Genomic DNA, 20,952 nt, shown 5'->3' with positions numbered 1-20,952 from the left:
ATTCATTGTTTTTACTAAATTTTTTTGCGATTGACTTCAAAAAATTAACTTCATTGAAAATACTCGCTTTTTATAAACTGTCAATGGGTATTTATTAGTTTTAGAAATAAATAGAAAGAAAGCGTGAGGTGAGCTTTTCATCCCCATTTAGAGTTATTGGGCTGTTACCTTCTTGGCTTTGATCTGCGGCAATAACAAGAGAGCTGTCGAATAGTTTGTTAATGTTCTTCATCTAAGGGTAATAATGGAATAAAAAATACTCTATTATTATTTTATATTGTGTTTATGGATGAACTTAATGAATCAAATCGACTTTTTGCGATGTGCCAGCGTTGGAGTATTCTTCGGTCTGGTTGGTTGTTCGTCAGCTTCAGTCAATGATATTGATAAGGTTGAAGAACCAACCATGTTAACCAAACAAACCTTACAGATTGATGGCTTAAAGCATTGTAATAATACGAGTGATAATCGCATTCACTTAAATCCAGATGAACCGTTAACCATTATCGCTCATGGCTGCTTCGCTTCTGCTGGCCAATTTAAAACCTTAGCGGATGTCTATGGTTTATATGATCAACAAGCCATTTGTTTTGAATACGATGATAGAAAAAGTTTAGAAGAGACCTCCGGCGAACTGGTTTCTGCCTTAAATAAATTATCAAATGAAAACCCTAATCAATCCCTGCATGTAATTGGACATAGTCAAGGTGGTTTGGTCGCTCGTCGGGCACTTACGGTTGATAGAGAGGATGAGAAAAAAGTCGCTACAAAACAACTGCAACTTACAACCATATCTTCGCCATTTAATGGTATTGAAATATCGTCACATTGTGGTATCACGCCTTTAAGAATTCTTTCTTTGGGGATTGTCGATTTAATTTGTTATGCAGTTACTGGAGAGAAGTACCAACAGATCCCCCCTAATGCTGATTTTATTGAGCAACCGGGAGAGCTTGTTGCTTCTGTATCTCAACATTTAGTTATCAAAACAGATGAGCGTAATACGTGCCGAAGAACCAATGATGAAGGTGTTTGCCTTGAAGATGATTATGTATTCAGCGTCAATGAGCAATCAAATAATCAGGTAGATAATAGGGCTAATACGGATTTGGTAACGGTACAAGCAGGTCACGTAGAAATTGTTGGTAATGGAGATTCTGTGCCGACAGATTTAATTAGTATTTTAAAAGATCAACAATTGCTGATTGATAATGGAACTATTGATCAATTAGAGCAAGCGCGTTTAATTCAACAATTGTACTTGGATTAAACATCATTAATGCTTCTACAATAAAAATCCCTATCAAAATAGATAGGGATTGTAATTATATTAACTTATCAACATGGAATTAGAATTGTGTAATAAATACACCGTTACCACTACTATTATCTGCCATAACAGTTGCTGAATCGTTGTTAGTTTGATTAACCATAATAAAGTTACTGTTAGAATCATTAACTAGGCTAATGGTTGCATCAGAATCACTGCCCCATTGATTAACCATAGCAAAGTTATCGTGGCTGGCATCAATAAGTACATCTACCTCATTATCATTTCCGCCAACAACAACGGCGTAAACTGTATTCTCTAGTGCTCCATTTTCTAGTAGGATTTCAGTGTCATTATCCGATGCTCCACCATAAAAGGCAGTATAAGTCTCGTTATCATGACCATCGATGTCAGTTAAAGCAGTATTACCTGAACCACCATAAACACTAATCGTTGAGTCATTTCGGCGACCATCTTGTACAATGGCAAGAGAATCATTACTAGAACCACCATAAATACCAATGGTGGCATCATTTCGACGACCATCTTGTACAATGGTATTACTCGCATTGTCATCGGCACCATCTAGATAAATAGCCGCATCATTTCGACGACCATCTTGTTCAATAGTATTAACCATATTGCCATCAGAGTAATCCATATCAATTAGAGCATCGTTATGGCGTCCATCTTGGTCAATCAGTGCCATGTTATCATCACTGTCGTATGCTTCAATTTTACCGAAATTACGACGACCTTGTTGCTCCACAGCAAGGTTATTGTCATCACTATGACGACGAGCTTTTACTACTGCTTCATTGTGTCGACCTTGTTGACCAATGAATAGATCATTGTCATCACTGTTATTACGAGCTCTAACGACAGCATCGTTATGACGGCCCATTTGATAAACATCAACGTTATTATCATCTGAGTTTTTAATTAATACGTCAGCATCATTACCTAGTGCTGGTGACATCTGGAAAATATCCACAGTGTTATCATCAGCGTTAACTAATTCAACATCGGCCGTGTTTCCGGCATATACCGCACCAGAAAGTAAGATGGTTGAGATTGCGATAGCTAGATTTTTCATAATAAACTTCCTTGAAATACTTTAATTTATGATGGATATAAATCTATCCATACCATTGACTAAGATAATTCCTTGATTGCCAGTTTGATTAATGGAAAAACCTGCTCCATTATTTTTATTTACTGCCGCTGCAATGTTTGAATCACCTGTCTGATTTACTACATTTTGTTTACCGTTACCCGTTTGTGTTAAATGAGCGATATTGTCATTCCCATTTTGTAAAATAGCACCTTCATGGTTTGTTCCCCATTGCTCAAGAGAAGCACTATTATTTGTTCCATTTTGGGAAATTAGGCCTGTGTTATTGCTTCCCAGCTGTACTATATTGGCATTATTGTTGTAACCTGCTTGTTGTACTTTAGCTTTGTTACTTCCTGCTCCATTCACGTTATGCTGTAAAATAATTACCCGAGAATTAGTCGAATTAGTAAGCTCAACGATGGCATTATTATCATGACCAGTGTTTAGTTCAGATAATAGAGTCAATTCATCAGGCGCATTAAATTCATTAATTCCTAGATCACCAGTGGCATAGGTATAACTACTTACAGCTAGTAATAAATAGAGATAACTTACTGATAATTTTATCATATCAGTATCCCTCTTTTCTTGTGAATATGTTTTTTGTTACCTAAAAAGTATGGTTTTTAAAGAAATAACAACCATGAACTTTTTTATGATATTTAGAATAAATAAAAACAAACTAAAGTATTAGGCCCCTCATTTTTACTGCTCTTATAGTATTCTCAATAGTGAGACTTTGGTGTAGGTAGTCATTAGTTTATTAGTTATTTATTGGATATAGTTGAGTTATGAAACTAGATTTAAATAACATTCATCGCGGGGGTTCGGTATGAGTTTTTATTACTTATCATCATGTCAAACTTTATACTCTTCGTTACTTGTTGATTTAATAGAGAAATCATCGTGTATGAATATCGTTGCGCTAAGTTTTGATGAATTAAGTTCGATAGGTGAGTCCAGTGAAGATATTTTTATAATTTTAGATTTAAAAAATCAAACAGATAAAAAATACAAACGCTACTTATCTATTATTAATAAAAGAAAATTAAGATTTAAAGAGATTCTATTTAATGTTACTGATTCTAATATGTCTAAAGATATAATGAAGTATCCAAATGTTGTTGGTGCTTTTTATGAGACTGATAACATTGATGTTATTTCTCAAGGGGTTCGAAAAATAATAGGTGGTGAAATGTGGCTTACTAGAGAAATCACCAAAGAAATTATATTTTCATATCGAGAGAAACAAAATGGAATATTGTCAACATCGATATCATTGACAGGCAGAGAAAAGGAAATATTAAAGTTGTTATCACTAGGTGCGTCAAATATAGATATAGCAAACGAACTTTTTGTTAGTGAAAATACAGTTAAAACACACCTTTATAATATATTTAAAAAACTAAATGTTAAAAACCGATTACAAGCAATGATGTGGGCCAAAGGATTTGATTTTAAAGAGGATTTTTTATGAGATTTTTCTCGATATTCTTAATCATGTTGTTGTTCTTTACGTCATTGTTTTCTAATGCATCAAACGCTCAAGACACTCTCGAATCAAAAACACCATTAGAAACCAATAAGGTGGATGAGTCTGATGACTTAATTGAGATTGAAGGCTTGATCATTGACCGGACATTAACGCGATTAGGCCGTGATTTTTATTTTGCTTTTTCGATGAAAATGAACAGCAAATATGACGATATAGATGTGAATTTGACAGTAAAGGAGAGGCCGACGGCCTTATCTGGCAGCATTATAGGGGTTTATCATTTTGATAAAGTGGTTTACAGAGGAGCGCTTTCTCCAGGGCAAAGGCAAGCAGACGAAAAAGCGGATCAAGCGATAGAGGCTGTAAATCAATACATCATAAAATGGCAAACTGAGAAATTATTTAGAGATACATATGATCTTGAACTTCCTGAGATCTAAGGGGTTAATATGGCCATAAGGAATATATTTTTCATCATAATAGCTAGCTTTATACCGTTAAGCCAAGCCAGTGAATTAGTGTACACACCTGTGAATCCTAATTTTGGTGGAAACCCATTAAATACATCGCACCTTTTTGCTGGTGCTAATGCAATTAATGATTATAAAGGTCCGCAAGATGATTCATTATTTGAGCAAGAATCGGCACTAGATCGCCTCACTTCTAGTTTGGAATCTCGTCTAATAAGTCAGCTATTAGCGGATGTAGGTAATGGTAATACAGGACAGCTTATTACGGATGATTTTATATTAAACATTGTTGATGATTCTGGCGCTTTACTGATTCAGATTGTAGACAAAGAAACCGGTGAAACCTCAGAAATACAAGTGAGTGGTCTTACTCCCGATTAATTTCTAAGCTAAGGAATCAGCAATGAAATATTCAATATTATTATTACTTTTTATTATCTCGGGTTGTTCTAATTCTATTGACGTGCCTGAAACTTCAGAATCGCCAACATTAATGCAGCGCGGTGCGAGCTATGTAGACCTTATTTCTTTACCTAAACCAAGAGGGAAAATTTTTGTCTCTGTATATGATTTTAGAGACCAAACGGGACAGTATAAACCACAACCAAACAGTAACTTCTCAACGGCAGTACCACAAGGTGGGACAGCGCTTTTAACGATGGCATTACTGGACTCAGAATGGTTTCACCCGCTAGAGCGTCAAGGATTGCAAAACTTATTAACGGAAAGAAAAATTATTAGAGCGGCTCAAAAAAAGCAAGAATCGATTTCTAATCATGGTTCTACGCTTCCATCTTTATTATCTGCAAATGTTATGATTGAGGGGGGAATCGTAGCGTATGATTCAAATATTAAAACAGGTGGTGCAGGGGCTAGATACTTAGGTATTGGAGGTTCAGGGCAATATAGAGCGGATCAAGTGACGGTAAATATTCGAGCGGTTGATGTGCGTAGCGGTAAGATTTTAACGAGTGTCACAACCAGTAAAACCATATTGTCTTATGAAGTATCAGCAGGTGCTTTTCGGTTTGTAGATTACAAGGAGTTGTTAGAGGTTGAGCTAGGTTATACCAACAACGAGCCTGTAAATATCGCCTTAATGTCAGCGATTGATTCTGCTGTTATTCACTTAATTGTGAAAGGAATAGAGGAAGGGCTGTGGCGTCCAGAAAATCAAGACAGTAAAGACAATCCTATTTTCATTAAATACGCTTCAGAAACTCACCAAGTATTATAATGCCGGCATTGTGAGGTAATCCGTTTACCATTATGTGATGATAAACGGATTACTTATCTATATTAACGACCGTATGTTTCCATAATATAGGCCTCAAAGTCATCACACATTTTTGCGTTTGAATCTGTATTGCTTGCTAGCGTTTTAGCGCCATCAATAATAGTGATAGAAGCGTTTAATGGCGCTACCTCGGCTTGACTTCGAGAAGCTAATTCTGCGATCTTCTCTTGCTCCGACTTCCATGCCTCTTCAACCGATAAATTACACTTATCAGCGAGATACTTTGCGTTAAAACCTTCACCAGTTAAAGCAATAATTGACTCATTATGGCTAACGCTGTTACCGGCATTCCAATAATGTTTTGTTAATAATGGACCAATCTTAGGGTTGTCGGTTAAGTAACCAAATTTCTCTGTAAAATAAGCACGAGTTTGATATACCGCCATGTGCGCAAGTAAATAACCATGGTATGCGCAAGCGGCTTCATCAGAAACCAAGTGTGGGATTGCCATTAATGGACGTGGGCTGCACGCTAGGCCAAGAATGTTCTTCTCTGTTGCACGAGCCAGTGCCGTAATATTTTCTGGCGTTAACTCTTCATCCGATAATTGATAAAGCGCTCGTTCAAAATAAGGAACAACAAGAATACTGCGCTCTTGGTATGCACGGAAAGGTTGTTTGCTGTCGATCATCGCTTTGATTATTGAATCAGGAACTGAATTGCCATCGGCATCGAGAGCATACTGTTTTAGCCAATCGGCATCTTCTAATAGGCTGTCGCAGAACATAGATTGTGTTTCAGCATAGGCCATTGATGTTGGTGCAAACTCTTGTGAGAAACACGGAGCATTCATTTTTACATTAGAGAAATGTGCAGCATGCCCGCCCTCATGGAATAAGGTGTTCATACCATCATAACCACTGCCTATTTGGTCTGGTTTAGCGTTACTAGTGAAGTTTACTTTTGCAGCAACCCATTCACCTTTTTCATCATAAAAAGAAGGGATAGGACCATGACAGAAACCATTTGGGTATTTGCCTTTACGATCCAATAAATCAAGGGTTAATTCTGCGCCAGAGAATTCGATGTTTAAGCGTCCGAATGATTCAACCCAACGACGCAGCGATTTAGAAAACGGCACATAAGGGTCTAATTCACGCATGACATCGCCAGCAAACGAGAATACAAAGTTATGAGCCAGTAACGCATTATCGCCTTTATCTGAGGCGAGTTGATTTAAACTGGTTTGATTACAATCACGAGTACGGATTTCAAAATCATCCAAAATGGCAAACAGTTCATCTGCACTCATTTTCTCTTTTTTGGTTACTGAGTAATCAAAGAAAGTATCAAAACCTTGAGATCGAGCAAATTTGTTGCGTAGTTTAATTAATTCAATAAATCCGTTTTGTAATAGCCATTGCTCTAAGCCAAGAAACGCTTGGTGTGCAGACTGGCGGGTATTTTCATCAGAGCTAGTGCGAACAACAGAAGCGAGCACAGGAAGAGAACCTTCAACTGTTTTTCCTTCTTCGTTCACATACGTCATGGTGTGTTTTTGTTTTTTCTCAAACAGCCCAGCTTCAAACTTAATTAACTCTGACTTTAGAGTTTGAGCTTGTTCAGATTCAATTGCATGAGATTCAAAAGTGTCTAACCACCCCGCTAACCCAATTAGAGTTTGTTTTTTTTCTTCGATATTTTCTATTGTGTCTGCAAGAGTGATTTGTTCTTTAATTGCAGTTATTTGCTCTGCATTACTTAAAAATTTAGTCCATGAAGTCTCGGCCTCAGTAGAGCCTTGGTGATCATCACTTAACCCCATATAGGTGTCCCAAAAGAAGTTTTCTTTAGTGCGATGAATTGATAAATAACGTTGGTTTAAGTCATTAAGATAAGCAGTAGCAGTCATTTTCTTCCCTTTAAATACAGACTTGTAGGAGATGAATTATGACACAGATAAGATACAAGTTATAAGTAGGCTTTAAAAAGCTCGTTTATTTAAAGGTTAGGATCAGATTTTAAGATGTTATAAAAAATTAGAATATTTTACAGTAACTCATTGCAATACTGAGACGGTAACGATTGCTTATTTATATTTCTCTCAGTTTATGCAAAAATGCGCGCAGAAAATTAACTCCACTTACGGTTACCTATTTTAAGGAATGTTCTAATGTCGCAGAGCAATGTACAGAGTACGGCACCACAATCTAATTTAGATAAAAAACTTGATGGCTTTTTTAAGATCTCTGAGCGTGGCAGCAGCGTGAAAACAGAAATGATCGCAGGTCTAACGACATTTTTAGCGATGGTTTACTCGGTTATCGTTGTGCCAAGCATGTTAGGTGCCGCAGGGTTTGATACCGGTGCTGTATTTGTTGCTACCTGTTTAGTAGCGGCATTTGGTTCATTGCTAATGGGGTTATGGGTAAATCTTCCAATGGCGATTGGCTGTGCTATTTCATTAACGGCATTTACCGCGTTTAGTCTGGTGTTAGGGCAAGGGGTGAGTATTCCGGTTGCGCTTGGTGCTGTATTTATCATGGGGGCTTTGTTTACGCTTATTACGGTGACAGGCGTTCGTCAGTGGATCTTAAATAACCTGCCATCAGGTATTGCTCACGGTACTGGTATTGGTATTGGTCTGTTCTTATTGCTGATTGCTGCGGATGGTACAGGCTTAATCGTAAAAAATGCACACGCAGGCCTACCTATTATGTTAGGTGACATTAAGTCGTTCTCTGTGATCATGTCTGTTCTTGGTCTTGCTGCTATTTTTGGTTTAGAGAAGAAGCGTGTTCCTGGTGGTATTCTGTTGGTGATTGTGGCTATTTCCGTTATCGGCTTAATCTTCGATCCAAGCGTAACTTACAATGGCTTTTTTGCTTTACCGAGTTTAGAAACCGCAGATGGCAGTTCGTTAATTGGTTCTATGGATATCATGGGGGCATTAACACCTGCGATTCTTCCTGTTGTTATTGCTTTGGTTATGACAGCGGTATTTGATGCAACAGGTACAATTCGTGCGTTAGCTGGTCAAGCGAACTTACTAGATAAAGATGGCAAGATCATTGATGGCGGTAAAGCCTTAACTGCAGATTCTGCAAGTTCAATGGTGGCTGGTCTTGTTGGTGGTGCACCAGCGGCTGTTTATATTGAATCTGCAGCAGGTACTGCAGCGGGTGGTAAAACAGGCCTTACAGCAACGGTTGTTGGTGTGTTGTTCTTAGTGATGATCTTCTTATCGCCAGTTAGTTACTTAGTTCCTACTTACGCAACGGCTCCTGCACTGATGTACGTTGGCTTACTGATGCTAAGTAACGTGTCGAAGCTGGATTTTGAAGATTCGGTAGATGCATTATCTGGCCTTGTTTGTGCGGTATTCATTATTCTTTCTGCCAACATCGTAACGGGTATCATGATTGGTTTTACGACGCTTGTTGTTGGCCGTGTATTTGCTGGCGAGCTTAAGAAGCTGAATGTGGGTATTGTCTCTATTACTGTTGCTTTAATTGTATTCTATGTGGGTGGTTGGGCTATTTAATCGTTCCATTCCGAGAAGCGTAATTGCACTGAAATTAACATTTTTAGAAGCCAGTGAGAGAGTTCGCTGGCTTTTTTTATATAAAAACAAGACAGCTTGGCCATTAAGGGTTAGGCTAAAAGTATCAGTAATAACGGCTTAAGAAGTAAATTATGTCTAATCCAACATCGATTATTATTGCGGGATCTACCGGTCTCATAGGGAACCATTTATTGAACTTTGCATTGAAGAGTGACGATATAAGCCGCGTATACAGTGTCAGTCGTCGTCCATTAGATGCGAGTAGCTCAAAGCTAGTTCAAATGATAGACTCAGAGTTGAAAATCAATAAAGAACAAGTACAAGAAGCCTCACCAACAATAGGCTTTATTACTTTGGGAACTACGCTAAAAAAAGCAGGCAGCAAAGCCGCATTAAAAGCGATTGATCTCACCTTAGTCGTTAATACTGCCAAGGAAATGTATAATATAGGTGTTAAGCATGTTTATGTGGTTTCATGCATCGGGGCGTCACCTTCAGCGTTATCTCACTATTTAAAATGCAAAGGACAAATGGAAACTGAGATATCATGCATTGGGTTTGAGAGTGTGACGTTTATGCAACCTGGTCCATTAGCAGGAGACAGGGATGAGCCAAGAAAAGACGAAGTATTATTGCAGGCAGTAGCAAGAGTATTCACACCTATTATGAAAGGCTTTTTACTTAATTATAAGCCAATTGAAGGGGAAAAAGTGGCTCAATGCATGCTTGGTTTGGCCTTAGAAAATAATCAGCTGAGAGGCATACACCATTATACATCAAAAGCGATGTTTGGGTTGCAAAAGTAATTAGTATAAAAAAGCCAATGGTATATTCCATTGGCTTTTGATTATCGATAAAGTCCAATATTGCAGCGTTTAATAGCTATTGGATAAATCATACACTCGCAGAGTTTGCTTAAGTGTTTCAATATCATCACCAATATAGTGAATAATTCGCGGTGTATTCGGTAATAATGTAAAGCTTGAATCTGTGAAACGACCATTACCATCGTGCTCTAAGTGGGTAAAAAATGCAGGGTTATCAGAGCGTAAGGTAATTTCAGGGCCATTTAGTGCCACCTCAATTTTTGCTTTTTTAAGCGTAAGTGGTTTGAAGGTTGGGGCTGCAAACCATGTATTTTCATTTTGAATACCGTTCACTTTCGTCTCAACAAAAAAGAAACTATTGTTGGCATTTAGTTGGAATTTTTCTTTGCATAACGACCAAATAACATCATTACCATCTGCTTCAATCGTATAATTCATAGACCATTGGCCTAATATCTCACCATCAAAATCCATCCAATAAACGGTGCCATCAAGATGGTTTTCATCACGGCTATCATTAACTGCTCGAATACGTAACTCGGTTTCTGTTTCTTCAAAAGGCACATAGGTCGACGCGAAAAATCGTTTCGCGTGGTAATGAAGTTGTTTCCATCGGCCGCTGTATTCAATACTAGACCATGAACTGACAGGCCAGTTGTCGTTAAGTTGCCAATACAGCATTCCACGACATATAGGGCTGATAGCTCGCCAATATTCGCACCCTGTTTTGATCGCAATAGATTGCTGAACTTGGCTTAAATACAGCATATTCTCAAAACTAGATGGGAAGCGAAAATAGCGAGTAAACATTTCGGTGATAATGCTATTGCCGCGTCCGTTCTTTTGATGGCTCTCAAAGGTTGGAGAGGTGACATTCCAATCTTGCTCTGGAACAAAACGTTTTACTTCCGCAAAAGAAGGCCATGACTGAAAACCAAACTCAGAGCAAAAACGAGGTTTGATATCTAAATACGCATTAAATGATTTACCAGAGTGCCAAACATCCCAAAAGTGCATATCGCCTCGGTTATCATTGTGCCATGCATCACCAAAATCCATATCTCCATTGCACGGTGAGCTGCTCCAAAAACGACGGCTAGGATCTTCTTCTGCAATCCATTGAGCAATCTTACGGTTTAAACGGTCATAATTAACCGTGTAGGTAGTTTTGTTATTCTTGGATTCATCGTACCAACCAATGGCACCAATTACTTCGTTATCGCCACACCAAAGCACAATAGAGGGGTGATCTTTTAAACGCTGAATTTGTTGGCGGATCTCGGGCTCAACATCATTCATAAAAGTTTCAGTTGATGGATATAGTGAGCAAGCAAACATCATGTCTTGCCAAATCATTAGCCCTAATTCATCACAGATATTATAGAACATATCTGATTCATATTGCCCACCACCCCACACGCGGATCATATTCATATTCGCGTCTTTTGCGCTGCTTAATAATTCACGATAGCGAGCTTCTGATTCGAGGCTTGGCATGGCATCCATCGGGATCCAATTTGCCCCTTTTGAATTAATAGGAAACCCATTAATAACAAACTCCATCGCAGAACCTATGTGGTCTGCTTTATTATTTAACTCTAACTGACGAAGCCCAATTTTCTTAGATATGGATTGGTTATCAAGTTCAACATTCAGTGTATAAAGCGGTTGTTCTCCATAGCCTGCGGGCCACCAAAGCTTTGGATCTTCAATATGAAAAATCGTGCTACTTTCACCACTACTATTGCTAAGTAGTGTTTGAGTTTGTTCTGCAAAAGTTATTGTCAATTGCTGTTCCGCAATGGGTTCATGCCTAATGGAAACCACAACATCGACACTGCCTTGATGCCAAATTTGCTCTGTGTGCACAGAATGTAAGGCGATAGAGTTAATCACATCAATCGTGATAGGGTCATACACTCCAGAAACCAATAAACAGATCCCCCAATCCCAACCAGAGTGGCATTGTGTTTTACGGATTAAATTCATATGTGGGATTTGATTATTACCGATAGCCCATGGAATTGGCATAGGTAAGGTCTCTGCTCGTTTTTTTGCTTCTTCATCAACTCGATGTAAATGAATCGAGATCCTATTTTCACCTAAAACAGCAAATGGAGTGATATCAATGCGATGCAGTTGAAACATGTTAGAACTGCGTAATACGAGTTCATCGTTAATGAAAACATCAGCAAGGGTATCTAAACGGCTTAAATTCAAAAGTAACGAAGAGGCGTCTAGGTTAGATTGAGATAAAGAAAAGGTGCGAGATAAGTGCCAATCACATTGATTAACCCACTGTACATCTTGTTCGTTTGTGTCTTGATAAGGGTGAGGGATAAGGTTAGCGCGATAAAGGGCTTGATAATTATCACCAGGAATGACCATCGGAATGCAAATTGTTGGGTGCGTAGGTGAAGTTAGTGTCCAATCGCCATTGAGAGAAACTTGCGACATAAAAAATCCTTCTGATGCCGTATTAATAAAGAGAGAATGGCAAGGAGTGTATGTCTGTAATAAAAGAAAATATGTGACTATATTCTCGGATAAGATGGAAATTTTATTATTAATTTTAATAAATTAGAGCGTAACCACAATTCAAATGTGTGTTGTTTATTATCTACCCTTAATATAAACGGAGTGGTGTGTTGTTTTTTGGGGCGGGACGCAATATACTAGCCTAATTAATAGACTTGTTTGGAAGTATAAATTGCTTGAATGTGTTCTTGGTTCAATTTCGAATTTAATCTTATTGATGTAAATCATGATATATAATTCTAGTGAATGCATTCGTTCTCTGTCAGTTGTATAAGACATTCAGGATTTTATTTGGTGTAGTCCAAAATGAAGTAGCAGAGCGCTGTTATTTTGAGTTTAAATGGAATTTATAGTAATTAGGCACGATCATGTACAACAATATATCAATAAAAAATAAGTTAACTCTCATGTTTGTGGTGGTTATTTTGTTTATGGCATCAATTCAAACTTATATGACAGGTAAGCAATTGATGAAAGAAACACATCGGTCTGTTGAGCAATTCTCATTAGCCATTACGCAATCCAGTATTGCGGGTATTGAGAAGTGGATTGATGGAAAGATACAGATCTTATTAGCGACAGAAAAGTCGTTTTCTTATTCTGATAAACCAATTAGCTATTTTACTCAAGCAGAAAAATCAGGTCAATTTGATATCGCTTATGCTGGTTTATCAACGGGTAAATTTTATCAAAGCCGTGATTTGCCCATTCCTGATGATTATGATCCAAGAATTAGAGATTGGTATTTAGCGGCACAAAAATCATCAGATCCTATTGTTACAAGCCCATATATGGATGTGGGAACTGGCAATCTTATTGTGACCATTGCTGATTCATTTCATACGAATGGGTTTAGTGGTGTTATTGGTGCTGATATTAGTATTCAAACTATTGTGGATGATATTTTATCGATAAATCAAGAGGGTGTTTCAGCTTATTTAATTGATGAACAAGGCAACTTTGTTGCACATGAAGATCGCAATATGACTCAAAAATCGGTTTCAGTATTGGGTCCAGATTTTTCTTTAAATAAAGTGAAGCAACTATCAAAAAATAACAGCCAGAGTGAAACTACAGTTAATGGTAAAGAAGCATTTGTAACGGCTGCTGCAATATCTAAAACTGGGTGGTACTTCATCGCTGTTGTTGATAAAGATCTAGCGTTTGCCTCGGTTCGTAGTGTGATCCGTGATTCTGCGTTTATGGTTGTTTTACAGTTAATGATCATTGCTGTTTTAGCAATGTTCTTGATTAAAAAAGCACTGGCACCATTGAATGTCTTAAGTAAAGCGATGGAAGACCTTTCTAAAGGCGAAGGGGATTTAACCCAACGTATTAAAGTAGATACAAAAGATGAAATAGGGTATTTAGCTATTCATGTAAATGCCTTTATTGAAAAGCTACATACTATAATTAAAGACATAGCGACGTCATCATCAGAGTTAAATTCTCAATCAAAAGTCAGCACGCAGGTGGCATCTAAAACCAATGACAGCCTAGCAGTTCAAGTAAATGAAATTACTCAAATTGCAGCAGCGGTACATGAAATGTCAGCGACGGCTCAAGAGGTAGCTAACAATGCGCAGCTAACGGCAGAATCAGCAATTAGCTCAACTCAAAGTTGTGAGCAAGGCAAGCAAGTCATTATTCGCAATCAAGAATCAATTACAAACCTAGCTAACCAAGTTGATAATGCATCAGGAATAATTCAAGAGCTTGAAAGTAACGCACAGCAAATTAACACGATACTTTCAACGATTCGTGATATCGCTGAGCAGACAAATCTATTAGCGCTAAATGCGGCAATAGAGGCCGCTCGTGCTGGTGATCAAGGTCGTGGTTTTGCGGTTGTTGCTGATGAGGTTCGGGTGCTGTCACAGCGAACACACAGCTCAACGGATGAGATCCGCCAGATGATTGAAACACTGCAACGCAATACTAATAGTGCAGTACACAGCATGGATGAGAGTAAGAAATTTGCTCAATCAAGTGTTGATGATGCGAATAATGCAACCACCGCATTAGAAGAGATTTCATTCTCTATCCAGCAGATATCTGACATGGCAATGCAGATCTCAAATGCAGCAGCAGAACAAAGATCAGTGACTGATGAAGTGAGTCAAAATATTCAGTCGGCAAGTGACGTGTCTGATCAAATGTCAACTGAAGCGAAAAATTCTCAACAATTATCAGAAGAATTACGTGAGATAACAACACAGCTAAATAACCAAGTGAACTTATTTAAATATTAGATTTTAATAAAAAAGTACTTATGCCTCTGTTGAACTTATTAATAATGTTATTTGTTAATAAGATTTAATGGAGGCATTTTTGTATACATAAACTGAGTATAGTGAGAGTTAGATCAACTTCTACTGATTTATTGATTGATTGTTTTACTGTAAATAAATAGATTCATTCATGAGCTTTATAAAAATATTTGTTAACTCTAAATAATAAAATATCACATCCAATTTTAAATCATTTTTGAGACGTTTTATTTAATAGAGGAAACTAGCTATGGCTAAATATCAATTCTTTTGCATTCCCAATAGCAATCGTAAGCAATACACCTTTCTTGATATGGCATCAAGTTCGTTCTTACAAGAGAAGTCTGCGATCTTAGATCAAGGCTTTGAAGTCGAGGATGATGTTATCTATGCAGACTCTTCCAAAGAAGCGGTAGAAAAATTTCAATCAAACTTTATTTATGCAGTTGATGAGTATGGAAAAACGGATGTTAGTTATGGCTTTGTCGTCTTTCTTCAATCTATCTATAAAATGATTTTTTCTAAGAAAGTTAAATAACTTATCGCAATAATAATAAATTAGAAGGGACAAACATGGATAAGATATTATTTGATTCGAAGAAATATCAGCTCACAGAAAGCAGTTTTACCTATCAAGGCCATAAGGAAAAGTTAGAGAATATTTTAGGTCTTAATATAATTCAATGGCAAAGAAAAGATCGTGTTAAGTATGGAATGGGGCTTGGCATATTTAGTGTCATCATGTTTTACACCATTGGGTGGTTTTTAATCTTGCCAATATTAGATGCGTTAAGTGGGGATGAATTATCTGATTATTTAGTTGAAGCCGTGACATCCGTTGTGTTTATTTTTTTTAGCGTGTTAGGTTATCTTTCTCGTAAGGGATACACATTAGAGATAGAGAAAACGAATGGAAATAAAGGAACCATAGGAAAAAGTACTCATCGGTTAGACTTTGATAAATTATTAACGGCTTTTGTAAGAGCGAAAAAATTAAAATAAATCATCAAAAGACAATTGCAGGTGGTGCATCAAAATGATGCCTTTTGAATCTGGCACAATACCATTTACAACAGAAAGGGCGATTGTGTCGGTAATAGGGTAAGTAAAGATTAGCTGAGGTATTAAATACAAGCTAATATCTTCATTGATGTAAGTGATGATTTGGTCCTGCTCATAGCCTGTAACAACGCCAACGACAGCTCCTAAATGAATGGATAGATCGTACATTTTTATCTCGTCATCCATTCTAAACTTCCAACCTATCAATGTTGACTTATTGTGATAAGAGTTGACAAAATGAGCAATACTAAAGCCATTATTGATGCTTAATCCAATTAACTGGTGGCTTTCATTGTAATTATAATCTCGGTCCACATAATGGTTACTGTAACCTAAAAAAGCGACCTCTAGAGAGGTTGAAAAGGCGTTTGTTGTAACGAAAATTAAAAGTAAACCAGACAGTGAAATCCATTTCATTCAGACACCTAAAAGTGAGAGGGTTAGCTGTAATGGTAGTCTGATAATATTGATTTTTCTTGTTTATTTATAAATTTTTGGCGTTAGGCTATAAAAATGACATGGCCACAAATACAATACCAAATGCCGCTTGTTTCACTATAAAACCATTCTTTTTGTTGGCGACAGCATGGGCAAATCGGTTTATCCATCATCTTCTCTTTTGTTGTTTTTATTCTTGTATTTAATTATGGAATCAAATTTTAGTTTAGCAAATCAAAATGTGAGCCTATGAGGCTCATTTAGAGTTAACTTGTGTTTTTATGTAATTGTCAGAAGTAACAATAACAAGAGCTTAAAAAATGAGCTATTAATGCTCGGTATTTAGTCATGTTTTTGGCTAACGTCACATTTTGAATGTAACAAATAAGAGTAGAATAGAGTTCTGAAACAGATATTACTCAAGGAGGAGTGATGATTATCTCAGATGGGTTAAGCCCGCTAACAGAGCTTGTTATATGGATGAGTTATGCCGTGACAATAGTGATAGCAGTATTGGCTGTTGGCATATTACTTGAACTTAATAAGAAAGAATAAAACAAAGACAGCGATATTTTTATATGGCTGTCTTTTTTAATTTAGCATTAATTTTTAGCTGGTCTTAAATTGCGACACTTGTTCTTTCATCTCCTCAGCTTGCTCTGCTACCTGTTGCAGTTCAGTTAAACAAGCTTGTGCTGAGTGAATGTTACTGTCAGTTAAGTCATTAAGTTCAGTGATAGTTTGACTTACTTCGTTGGTTGTTGTGTTTTGTTCTTCAATGGCTGAGGCGATTTGAATTGATGAGTCAGAAATGGTCGACATATCAATGATGATTTTATTTAATATCGCTTCTGCACTGCGGGCTTTCTCGACAGAGCTCTCACCTTGCTCGCTGCATTTCTCAATATTAGTAACTACTTTATCGGTTTGAGTTTGAATGGATTCAATGATTGCTCTTATCTCTTCAGTCGATGATTGGGTTCTTGTTGCTAAAGAACGAACTTCGTCAGCAACAACTGCAAACCCACGGCCTTGTCCACCGGCACGAGCCGCTTCAATTGCGGCATTAAGCGCTAGAAGATTGGTTTGCTCTGCAATGCTTTGAATCATCTCAACCACACTACCTACTTGACCAACTAAGCCACTTAAATGCGAAATGTCTGTTTGGCTTAAGATCAGAGTACTCGATAACTGAGTGATCTCTTGAGATGCGGCATGCAAGGTCTCTTGGCCTTCTGTCGCATGCTGATGTGATTGGGTAGCATTGCTTGCTGCTGCCTCAGTATTGTTTGCAATTTCAGCGACAGTTAGGCTCATTTCATTGACGGCCGTAGCCATCATCATTGTATGCTGTGACTGCTGGTCAAAATCGCGTAATACTCCCTCCAATTGAGTTCTCATTGAAGATGCGCTACCTGCTAAGTGAACTGATTTTTGTTGTGTATCACCGAGCAGAGAGTGAATTTTATCCAGTAATTGATTAAAACTTAACCCTATTTGGCTGATCTCATCATTGCCCATATTTTGAGCTCGTAATGAAATATTATTAGTATCAGTAATTTCTTTAATAACATTAGCTTGGTTTGAAATACGGCGAACAATCATCAAAGAGAGAGAAATAGACAGAGCAATTAATATGATGATTAAAAAGCCAGATACAAGGTATTTTTGCCAATTTAAATAGGCAATATATTCATCCACTTTCTCGTTTAACTCTTTAGCTAACAGAGAGAAATTACTTTCAACTTCAGAAGACTCTGTACGAGTTTCGCCTTTTAATCCTTGATCGTATTTTAAGCCTAATGTGATGTTTTGTTGGATAACAGCGTTCGCATTAGAAGCCAATGAAAATAGCTCACCCGTATAATTATTTAAAGTAATAGGGTTACCGTTAGCAACACTTTCATCAAAGCGTAAAATCCCTTCTAACAAACTGATGTTTTGCTGACGAAACGCTTTCGAGAATAATACTTTTCGATTTTTATGATAATTCGCAAGCAATCCATCTTGTTGAGTTAACCCCAATACTTGGTAGGCACTCACTAACTGCTGAAAAGTAGTTTGATACTCTTCTAACTCTTTTTTTATCAGATCATTACGCTCAAGTTTTATGTCAAAATCATCAAATATTTGAGAAATCTCTTGGCTTTTATCCATGAATTTATTGGCGTTTTTATCAAACTTAGCAAGGTATTTTAAATCCATTCTTGCCATAAAATCTTTTTCATTACGACGCATATTAAGCAAATTAATTTCTAATTCTGCTAAATCTAAACGGGCTTGATTGAGTTGATTTGAATCTTGGCTTATCTTGTAAGCATACCCAAGGGTAAAGATCATACCGAGTACGCCGACTAGGCATAAAGAGTAAAGTATGTGTTTAATTTTCATTTTATTGGCTGTCCATAATTTCGATTACTTTGCGACCATACCGACTATTTTGTGAATTATCAATAGCGTAAATGTGGCAATTAAACTCATCTGATTTATTAATGTATGCAAGGAGGAAAAGACAATTAATGGATAGAGTTTTTCGGTTTGAATTAGAAATAAGACGATAATCTTACATATATCATGTGGATAAATTTAATTTCCAACACAAAATAAGAATAAATTTAGAGGAGATCAGAATGATCTCCCTAAGAACCAAGAAAATTACACGACTCGATTATCCCCACAGCTATAAGCAATTATTTGGCTAATTTCAGACAAAGATCGTCCTGATTCTGTTTTCCATTGGTTAAATGCTTGAGTTGCTGCTTGAAGTGCTCGCTTCGTATCTCGACCACTATCAATAATATCGCAATGACGCAAATACCACTCAACATCGGAAGATAAAATAAAGGTATCGACACCCATTTGGCGTAATGCATAAGCACCCGTATTACCGCCTAAGCGTTTCCCGTGTTTTTTAAGATATGCCCATAAGCCCGTAATATCGTCACTAGGCCAATTTGCAACCATCTTGCCAAACGAACCATATCTTAGACTTGCCATATTTATCATCAAGGCATTGGCTGGGATAGTCATTACTTTAGTTAGATGGCGGATAATTCGTGGATCTTTAGCTTTCTCTTCCCATGTTTCATCAGGTTGAAGTAATAGAGGCTGAATACGAAATTGAAAGAAAACCTCTTCAAATTCCGGCCATTTTTTACGAACTACATTCCATGAAATACCACACTGAAAAACTTTTTCTGTAAACACTGCTAACCAACGATCATCCGGAATCGCGGCTAATTCTTCTGGTGATAATGGCCTATGTAGCATCAGCTCTAGTTGTGCTTCCCCACCTTTACGCTGCGCCGCTCGTTGATAAATGGATTCAAATTTTTCAATAGTCATGATTGTCTCTGATTTAAAAGCATGAAGAGATTGAAGCATAAATGGATCTATTTTTGTATTAAAAAGAGTGAACGCTTGACCTGTCTAAAGCTTCATAGTTTATAGTGTTTGTTATCAACCAAGAGGAAAGAGTTTATGTATCGTATTTCTGAGTTAGCGCAGCACGTTGGATTAAGTCGTTCAACCTTGTTGTATTACGAGAAGTTAGGTCTTATTTCAGCAAAACGACAAGCCAATGGTTATCGCAGCTATTCAGAAAACGATCTTCAGCGTCTAGTGCTATTGCAGCAACTGCAAGCAGGAGGTTTGTCACTAAAAGAGTGTCAGGCTTGTTTAGAGGCAAAAATAGACAGAGAGAAGCTGCTGCATAGATTAGACGTATTAGATGATGAAATCGCAAAGAAACAAAAAGCGAGAGATCTTCTATCCTCAATGCTTGGCATGAATTCAATGAGAGAGTGGCATCAAACCATTGAGCAACAAGCGCCTTCAGCACATTTAGAGTGGTTAATAAAACAAGGGTTTGATGAAAAACAAGCCATGAGATTAAAGTGGTTATCAAAAGACATGAATGAACATGATCGTTATATGCAAGATTTTAACTTGGTATTTGAAGCGTTAGAAACGTGGGGGCCAGGCAGTAAAGCAGATACGTTAAAAGCATTAAATACAGTACCGAACCAAATTGATACCATACTGGAGATTGGGAGTGGGCAAGGTATCGCGACTCAGATATTAGCAGAGAATACCCAAGCCACAATCACAGCGGTAGATAATGAAGAGTTTGCCCTAGACGCGTTAATGCAAAAAATGAAAGCAAAAGGCCTCGATAATAGGATCTCAACGCTTTGCGCCAACATGACAAGCCTACCTTGTGAGGCTGCAAGTTTTGATCTTATTTGGTCAGAGGGCAGTGCTTATATCATGGGAGTTGAAGCGGCACTAAAAGCGTGGAAACCATTACTGAAAGAAGACGGTGTACTTGTATTAAGTGACGCCGTATGGAGCGTTGATAAGCCAAAGCAAGAGAGCGTCGATTTTTGGCAAAAAGAGTATCCAGACATGACAACTACGGCTGATCGCATCAAGCAGGCAGAAGCCGCGGGTTATGAATTGATTGATACTTTCGCACTCAGTGAAGAAGCTTGGCAAGCCTATTACCGCCCATTAGAAGCAAGATTAAACGAGCTAAAAGAAGAATTATACGGCTCTTCTGTTTTGACTGATATCGAGCGTGAAATCGCAATCTTTCACCAAAGAGCCGGTGAATATGATTACCAAATGTTTATATTAAAAAATTCAAAGATAGGATAAGAC

19 protein-coding genes are annotated in these 20,952 nt (G+C 37.5%); 12 read left to right on the top strand and 7 right to left on the bottom strand.

All coding sequences use genetic code 11. The annotated features are described in order from the left end of the window. Nucleotides 1-298 precede the first annotated feature (298 nt). Nucleotides 299-1,270 carry an esterase/lipase family protein gene (locus PVK63_RS05740; protein ID WP_274440011.1) on the top strand — a complete coding sequence of 324 codons (972 nt, stop codon included), beginning with the start codon at nucleotides 299-301 and terminating at the stop codon, nucleotides 1,268-1,270. Nucleotides 1,271-1,349: 79 nt separating this feature from the next. Here the strand turns inward: PVK63_RS05740 and PVK63_RS05735 are convergent, their stop codons facing one another. Continuing rightward, nucleotides 1,350-2,366 carry a curlin associated precursor, CsgA like protein gene (locus PVK63_RS05735; protein ID WP_274440010.1) on the bottom strand — a complete coding sequence of 339 codons (1,017 nt, stop codon included), beginning with the start codon at nucleotides 2,364-2,366 and terminating at the stop codon, nucleotides 1,350-1,352. 21 nt (nucleotides 2,367-2,387) lie between these two features. After that, nucleotides 2,388-2,957, bottom strand: coding sequence for a curlin subunit CsgB (locus PVK63_RS05730; RefSeq protein ID WP_130046758.1), 570 nt, complete (start codon nucleotides 2,955-2,957; stop codon nucleotides 2,388-2,390). Between the two features lie 262 nt (nucleotides 2,958-3,219). On the opposite strand from PVK63_RS05730, the gene PVK63_RS05725 reads away from it, so the two are divergent. The 4 genes from PVK63_RS05725 to PVK63_RS05710 are packed head-to-tail and all read left to right on the top strand — an operon-like array spanning nucleotide 3,220 to nucleotide 5,589. Continuing rightward, nucleotides 3,220-3,864, top strand: a complete 645-nt coding sequence (locus PVK63_RS05725) for a LuxR C-terminal-related transcriptional regulator (protein WP_130046757.1) — start codon at nucleotides 3,220-3,222, stop codon at nucleotides 3,862-3,864. Next, entirely contained in the window at nucleotides 3,861-4,322 is a 462-nt protein-coding gene (locus tag PVK63_RS05720) for a curli production assembly/transport protein CsgE (protein WP_274440007.1), read from the top strand. Before PVK63_RS05725 ends, PVK63_RS05720 begins: the two co-directional genes overlap by 4 nt. Nucleotides 4,323-4,331: 9 nt before the next feature. Beyond that, a complete protein-coding gene (locus PVK63_RS05715) occupies nucleotides 4,332-4,733 on the top strand; it encodes a curli assembly protein CsgF (protein ID WP_130043464.1) in 402 nt (133 codons plus the stop codon). A 22-nt stretch (nucleotides 4,734-4,755) separates the two neighbouring features. Continuing rightward, a complete protein-coding gene (locus tag PVK63_RS05710) occupies nucleotides 4,756-5,589 on the top strand; it encodes a CsgG/HfaB family protein (RefSeq protein WP_130046755.1) in 834 nt (277 codons plus the stop codon). 62 nt (nucleotides 5,590-5,651) lie between these two features. On the opposite strand, the gene PVK63_RS05705 is transcribed toward PVK63_RS05710, so the two are convergent. Beyond that, nucleotides 5,652-7,502, bottom strand: coding sequence for a M3 family metallopeptidase (locus PVK63_RS05705; RefSeq protein WP_274440006.1), 1,851 nt, complete (start codon nucleotides 7,500-7,502; stop codon nucleotides 5,652-5,654). 261 nt (nucleotides 7,503-7,763) lie between these two features. Here PVK63_RS05705 and PVK63_RS05700 point away from each other — a divergent pair, with 261 nt between their 5' ends. Together PVK63_RS05700 and PVK63_RS05695 are read left to right on the top strand one after the other, a co-directional pair. After that, a complete protein-coding gene (locus tag PVK63_RS05700) occupies nucleotides 7,764-9,134 on the top strand; it encodes an NCS2 family permease (RefSeq protein ID WP_130086171.1) in 1,371 nt (456 codons plus the stop codon). 152 nt (nucleotides 9,135-9,286) lie between these two features. Next, nucleotides 9,287-9,961: a nucleoside-diphosphate sugar epimerase gene (locus tag PVK63_RS05695; RefSeq protein ID WP_130086172.1), complete on the top strand. Its 675-nt coding sequence runs from the start codon at nucleotides 9,287-9,289 to the stop codon at nucleotides 9,959-9,961. Between the two features lie 69 nt (nucleotides 9,962-10,030). Here the strand turns inward: PVK63_RS05695 and PVK63_RS05690 are convergent, their stop codons facing one another. Next, the gene (locus PVK63_RS05690) at nucleotides 10,031-12,439 is read right to left on the bottom strand and encodes a beta-mannosidase (RefSeq protein WP_130086173.1); all 2,409 of its coding nucleotides are present in this window, start codon (nucleotides 12,437-12,439) and stop codon (nucleotides 10,031-10,033) included. Nucleotides 12,440-12,888: 449 nt separating this feature from the next. Here PVK63_RS05690 and PVK63_RS05685 point away from each other — a divergent pair, with 449 nt between their 5' ends. From PVK63_RS05685 to PVK63_RS05675, 3 genes are all read left to right on the top strand, one after another. After that, a complete protein-coding gene (locus PVK63_RS05685; protein WP_165371149.1) occupies nucleotides 12,889-14,772 on the top strand; it encodes a methyl-accepting chemotaxis protein in 1,884 nt (627 codons plus the stop codon). Between the two features lie 268 nt (nucleotides 14,773-15,040). Beyond that, nucleotides 15,041-15,328 (top strand): hypothetical protein, encoded by a 288-nt coding sequence (locus tag PVK63_RS05680; protein WP_130086174.1) that lies wholly within the window; start codon nucleotides 15,041-15,043, stop codon nucleotides 15,326-15,328. Between the two features lie 35 nt (nucleotides 15,329-15,363). Further along, on the top strand, nucleotides 15,364-15,792 hold the full coding sequence (locus PVK63_RS05675; RefSeq protein WP_130086175.1) for a hypothetical protein: 429 nt from the start codon (nucleotides 15,364-15,366) through the stop codon (nucleotides 15,790-15,792). Here the strand turns inward: PVK63_RS05675 and PVK63_RS05670 are convergent. After that, nucleotides 15,784-16,269, bottom strand: coding sequence for a hypothetical protein (locus tag PVK63_RS05670; protein WP_130086176.1), 486 nt, complete (start codon nucleotides 16,267-16,269; stop codon nucleotides 15,784-15,786). The two genes, PVK63_RS05675 and PVK63_RS05670, sit on opposite strands and share 9 nt — an antisense overlap. Before the next feature lie 453 nt (nucleotides 16,270-16,722). Between PVK63_RS05670 and PVK63_RS05665 the strand changes: the two genes are divergently transcribed. Next, complete coding sequence (locus tag PVK63_RS05665) at nucleotides 16,723-16,845, top strand: hypothetical protein (RefSeq protein WP_274440005.1); 123 nt, start codon at nucleotides 16,723-16,725, stop codon at nucleotides 16,843-16,845. 54 nt (nucleotides 16,846-16,899) lie between these two features. Here PVK63_RS05665 and PVK63_RS05660 read toward each other — a convergent pair whose 3' ends face one another. Both PVK63_RS05660 and PVK63_RS05655 read right to left on the bottom strand, forming a co-directional pair. After that, nucleotides 16,900-18,681, bottom strand: coding sequence for a methyl-accepting chemotaxis protein (locus PVK63_RS05660; protein WP_130086177.1), 1,782 nt, complete (start codon nucleotides 18,679-18,681; stop codon nucleotides 16,900-16,902). A 264-nt stretch (nucleotides 18,682-18,945) separates the two neighbouring features. Further along, nucleotides 18,946-19,635 carry a DNA-3-methyladenine glycosylase I gene (locus PVK63_RS05655; RefSeq protein WP_130086178.1) on the bottom strand — a complete coding sequence of 230 codons (690 nt, stop codon included), beginning with the start codon at nucleotides 19,633-19,635 and terminating at the stop codon, nucleotides 18,946-18,948. Between the two features lie 135 nt (nucleotides 19,636-19,770). On the opposite strand from PVK63_RS05655, the gene PVK63_RS05650 reads away from it, so the two are divergent. After that, nucleotides 19,771-20,949: a MerR family transcriptional regulator gene (locus PVK63_RS05650; RefSeq protein ID WP_130086179.1), complete on the top strand. Its 1,179-nt coding sequence runs from the start codon at nucleotides 19,771-19,773 to the stop codon at nucleotides 20,947-20,949. The last annotated feature ends 3 nt before the right edge of the window (nucleotides 20,950-20,952 follow it).

It is taken from the genome of Aliivibrio sp. S2TY2 (assembly GCF_028765525.1).
Taxonomy (GTDB): Bacteria; Pseudomonadota; Gammaproteobacteria; order Enterobacterales; family Vibrionaceae; genus Aliivibrio; species Aliivibrio finisterrensis_A.
This window is presented reverse-complemented; position numbering and strand designations above follow the sequence as displayed.

Bases quoted from the DNA above. Each gene is read 5' to 3' on its own strand.
- PVK63_RS05650 (WP_130086179.1), top strand. From the start codon at position 19,771: ATGTATCGTATTTCTGAGTTAGCGCAGCACGTTGGATTAAGTCGTTCA.
- PVK63_RS05665 (WP_274440005.1), top strand. From the start codon at position 16,723: ATGATTATCTCAGATGGGTTAAGCCCGCTAACAGAGCTTGTTATATGG.
- PVK63_RS05680 (WP_130086174.1), top strand. From the start codon at position 15,041: ATGGCTAAATATCAATTCTTTTGCATTCCCAATAGCAATCGTAAGCAA.
- PVK63_RS05705 (WP_274440006.1), bottom strand. From the start codon at position 7,502: ATGACTGCTACTGCTTATCTTAATGACTTAAACCAACGTTATTTATCA.
- PVK63_RS05655 (WP_130086178.1), bottom strand. From the start codon at position 19,635: ATGACTATTGAAAAATTTGAATCCATTTATCAACGAGCGGCGCAGCGT.
- PVK63_RS05730 (WP_130046758.1), bottom strand. From the start codon at position 2,957: ATGATAAAATTATCAGTAAGTTATCTCTATTTATTACTAGCTGTAAGT.
- PVK63_RS05715 (WP_130043464.1), top strand. From the start codon at position 4,332: ATGGCCATAAGGAATATATTTTTCATCATAATAGCTAGCTTTATACCG.
- PVK63_RS05710 (WP_130046755.1), top strand. From the start codon at position 4,756: ATGAAATATTCAATATTATTATTACTTTTTATTATCTCGGGTTGTTCT.
- PVK63_RS05725 (WP_130046757.1), top strand. From the start codon at position 3,220: ATGAGTTTTTATTACTTATCATCATGTCAAACTTTATACTCTTCGTTA.
- PVK63_RS05685 (WP_165371149.1), top strand. From the start codon at position 12,889: ATGTACAACAATATATCAATAAAAAATAAGTTAACTCTCATGTTTGTG.
- PVK63_RS05700 (WP_130086171.1), top strand. From the start codon at position 7,764: ATGTCGCAGAGCAATGTACAGAGTACGGCACCACAATCTAATTTAGAT.
- PVK63_RS05695 (WP_130086172.1), top strand. From the start codon at position 9,287: ATGTCTAATCCAACATCGATTATTATTGCGGGATCTACCGGTCTCATA.
- PVK63_RS05670 (WP_130086176.1), bottom strand. From the start codon at position 16,269: ATGAAATGGATTTCACTGTCTGGTTTACTTTTAATTTTCGTTACAACA.
- PVK63_RS05720 (WP_274440007.1), top strand. From the start codon at position 3,861: ATGAGATTTTTCTCGATATTCTTAATCATGTTGTTGTTCTTTACGTCA.
- PVK63_RS05690 (WP_130086173.1), bottom strand. From the start codon at position 12,439: ATGTCGCAAGTTTCTCTCAATGGCGATTGGACACTAACTTCACCTACG.
- PVK63_RS05735 (WP_274440010.1), bottom strand. From the start codon at position 2,366: ATGAAAAATCTAGCTATCGCAATCTCAACCATCTTACTTTCTGGTGCG.
- PVK63_RS05660 (WP_130086177.1), bottom strand. From the start codon at position 18,681: ATGAAAATTAAACACATACTTTACTCTTTATGCCTAGTCGGCGTACTC.
- PVK63_RS05675 (WP_130086175.1), top strand. From the start codon at position 15,364: ATGGATAAGATATTATTTGATTCGAAGAAATATCAGCTCACAGAAAGC.
- PVK63_RS05740 (WP_274440011.1), top strand. From the start codon at position 299: ATGAATCAAATCGACTTTTTGCGATGTGCCAGCGTTGGAGTATTCTTC.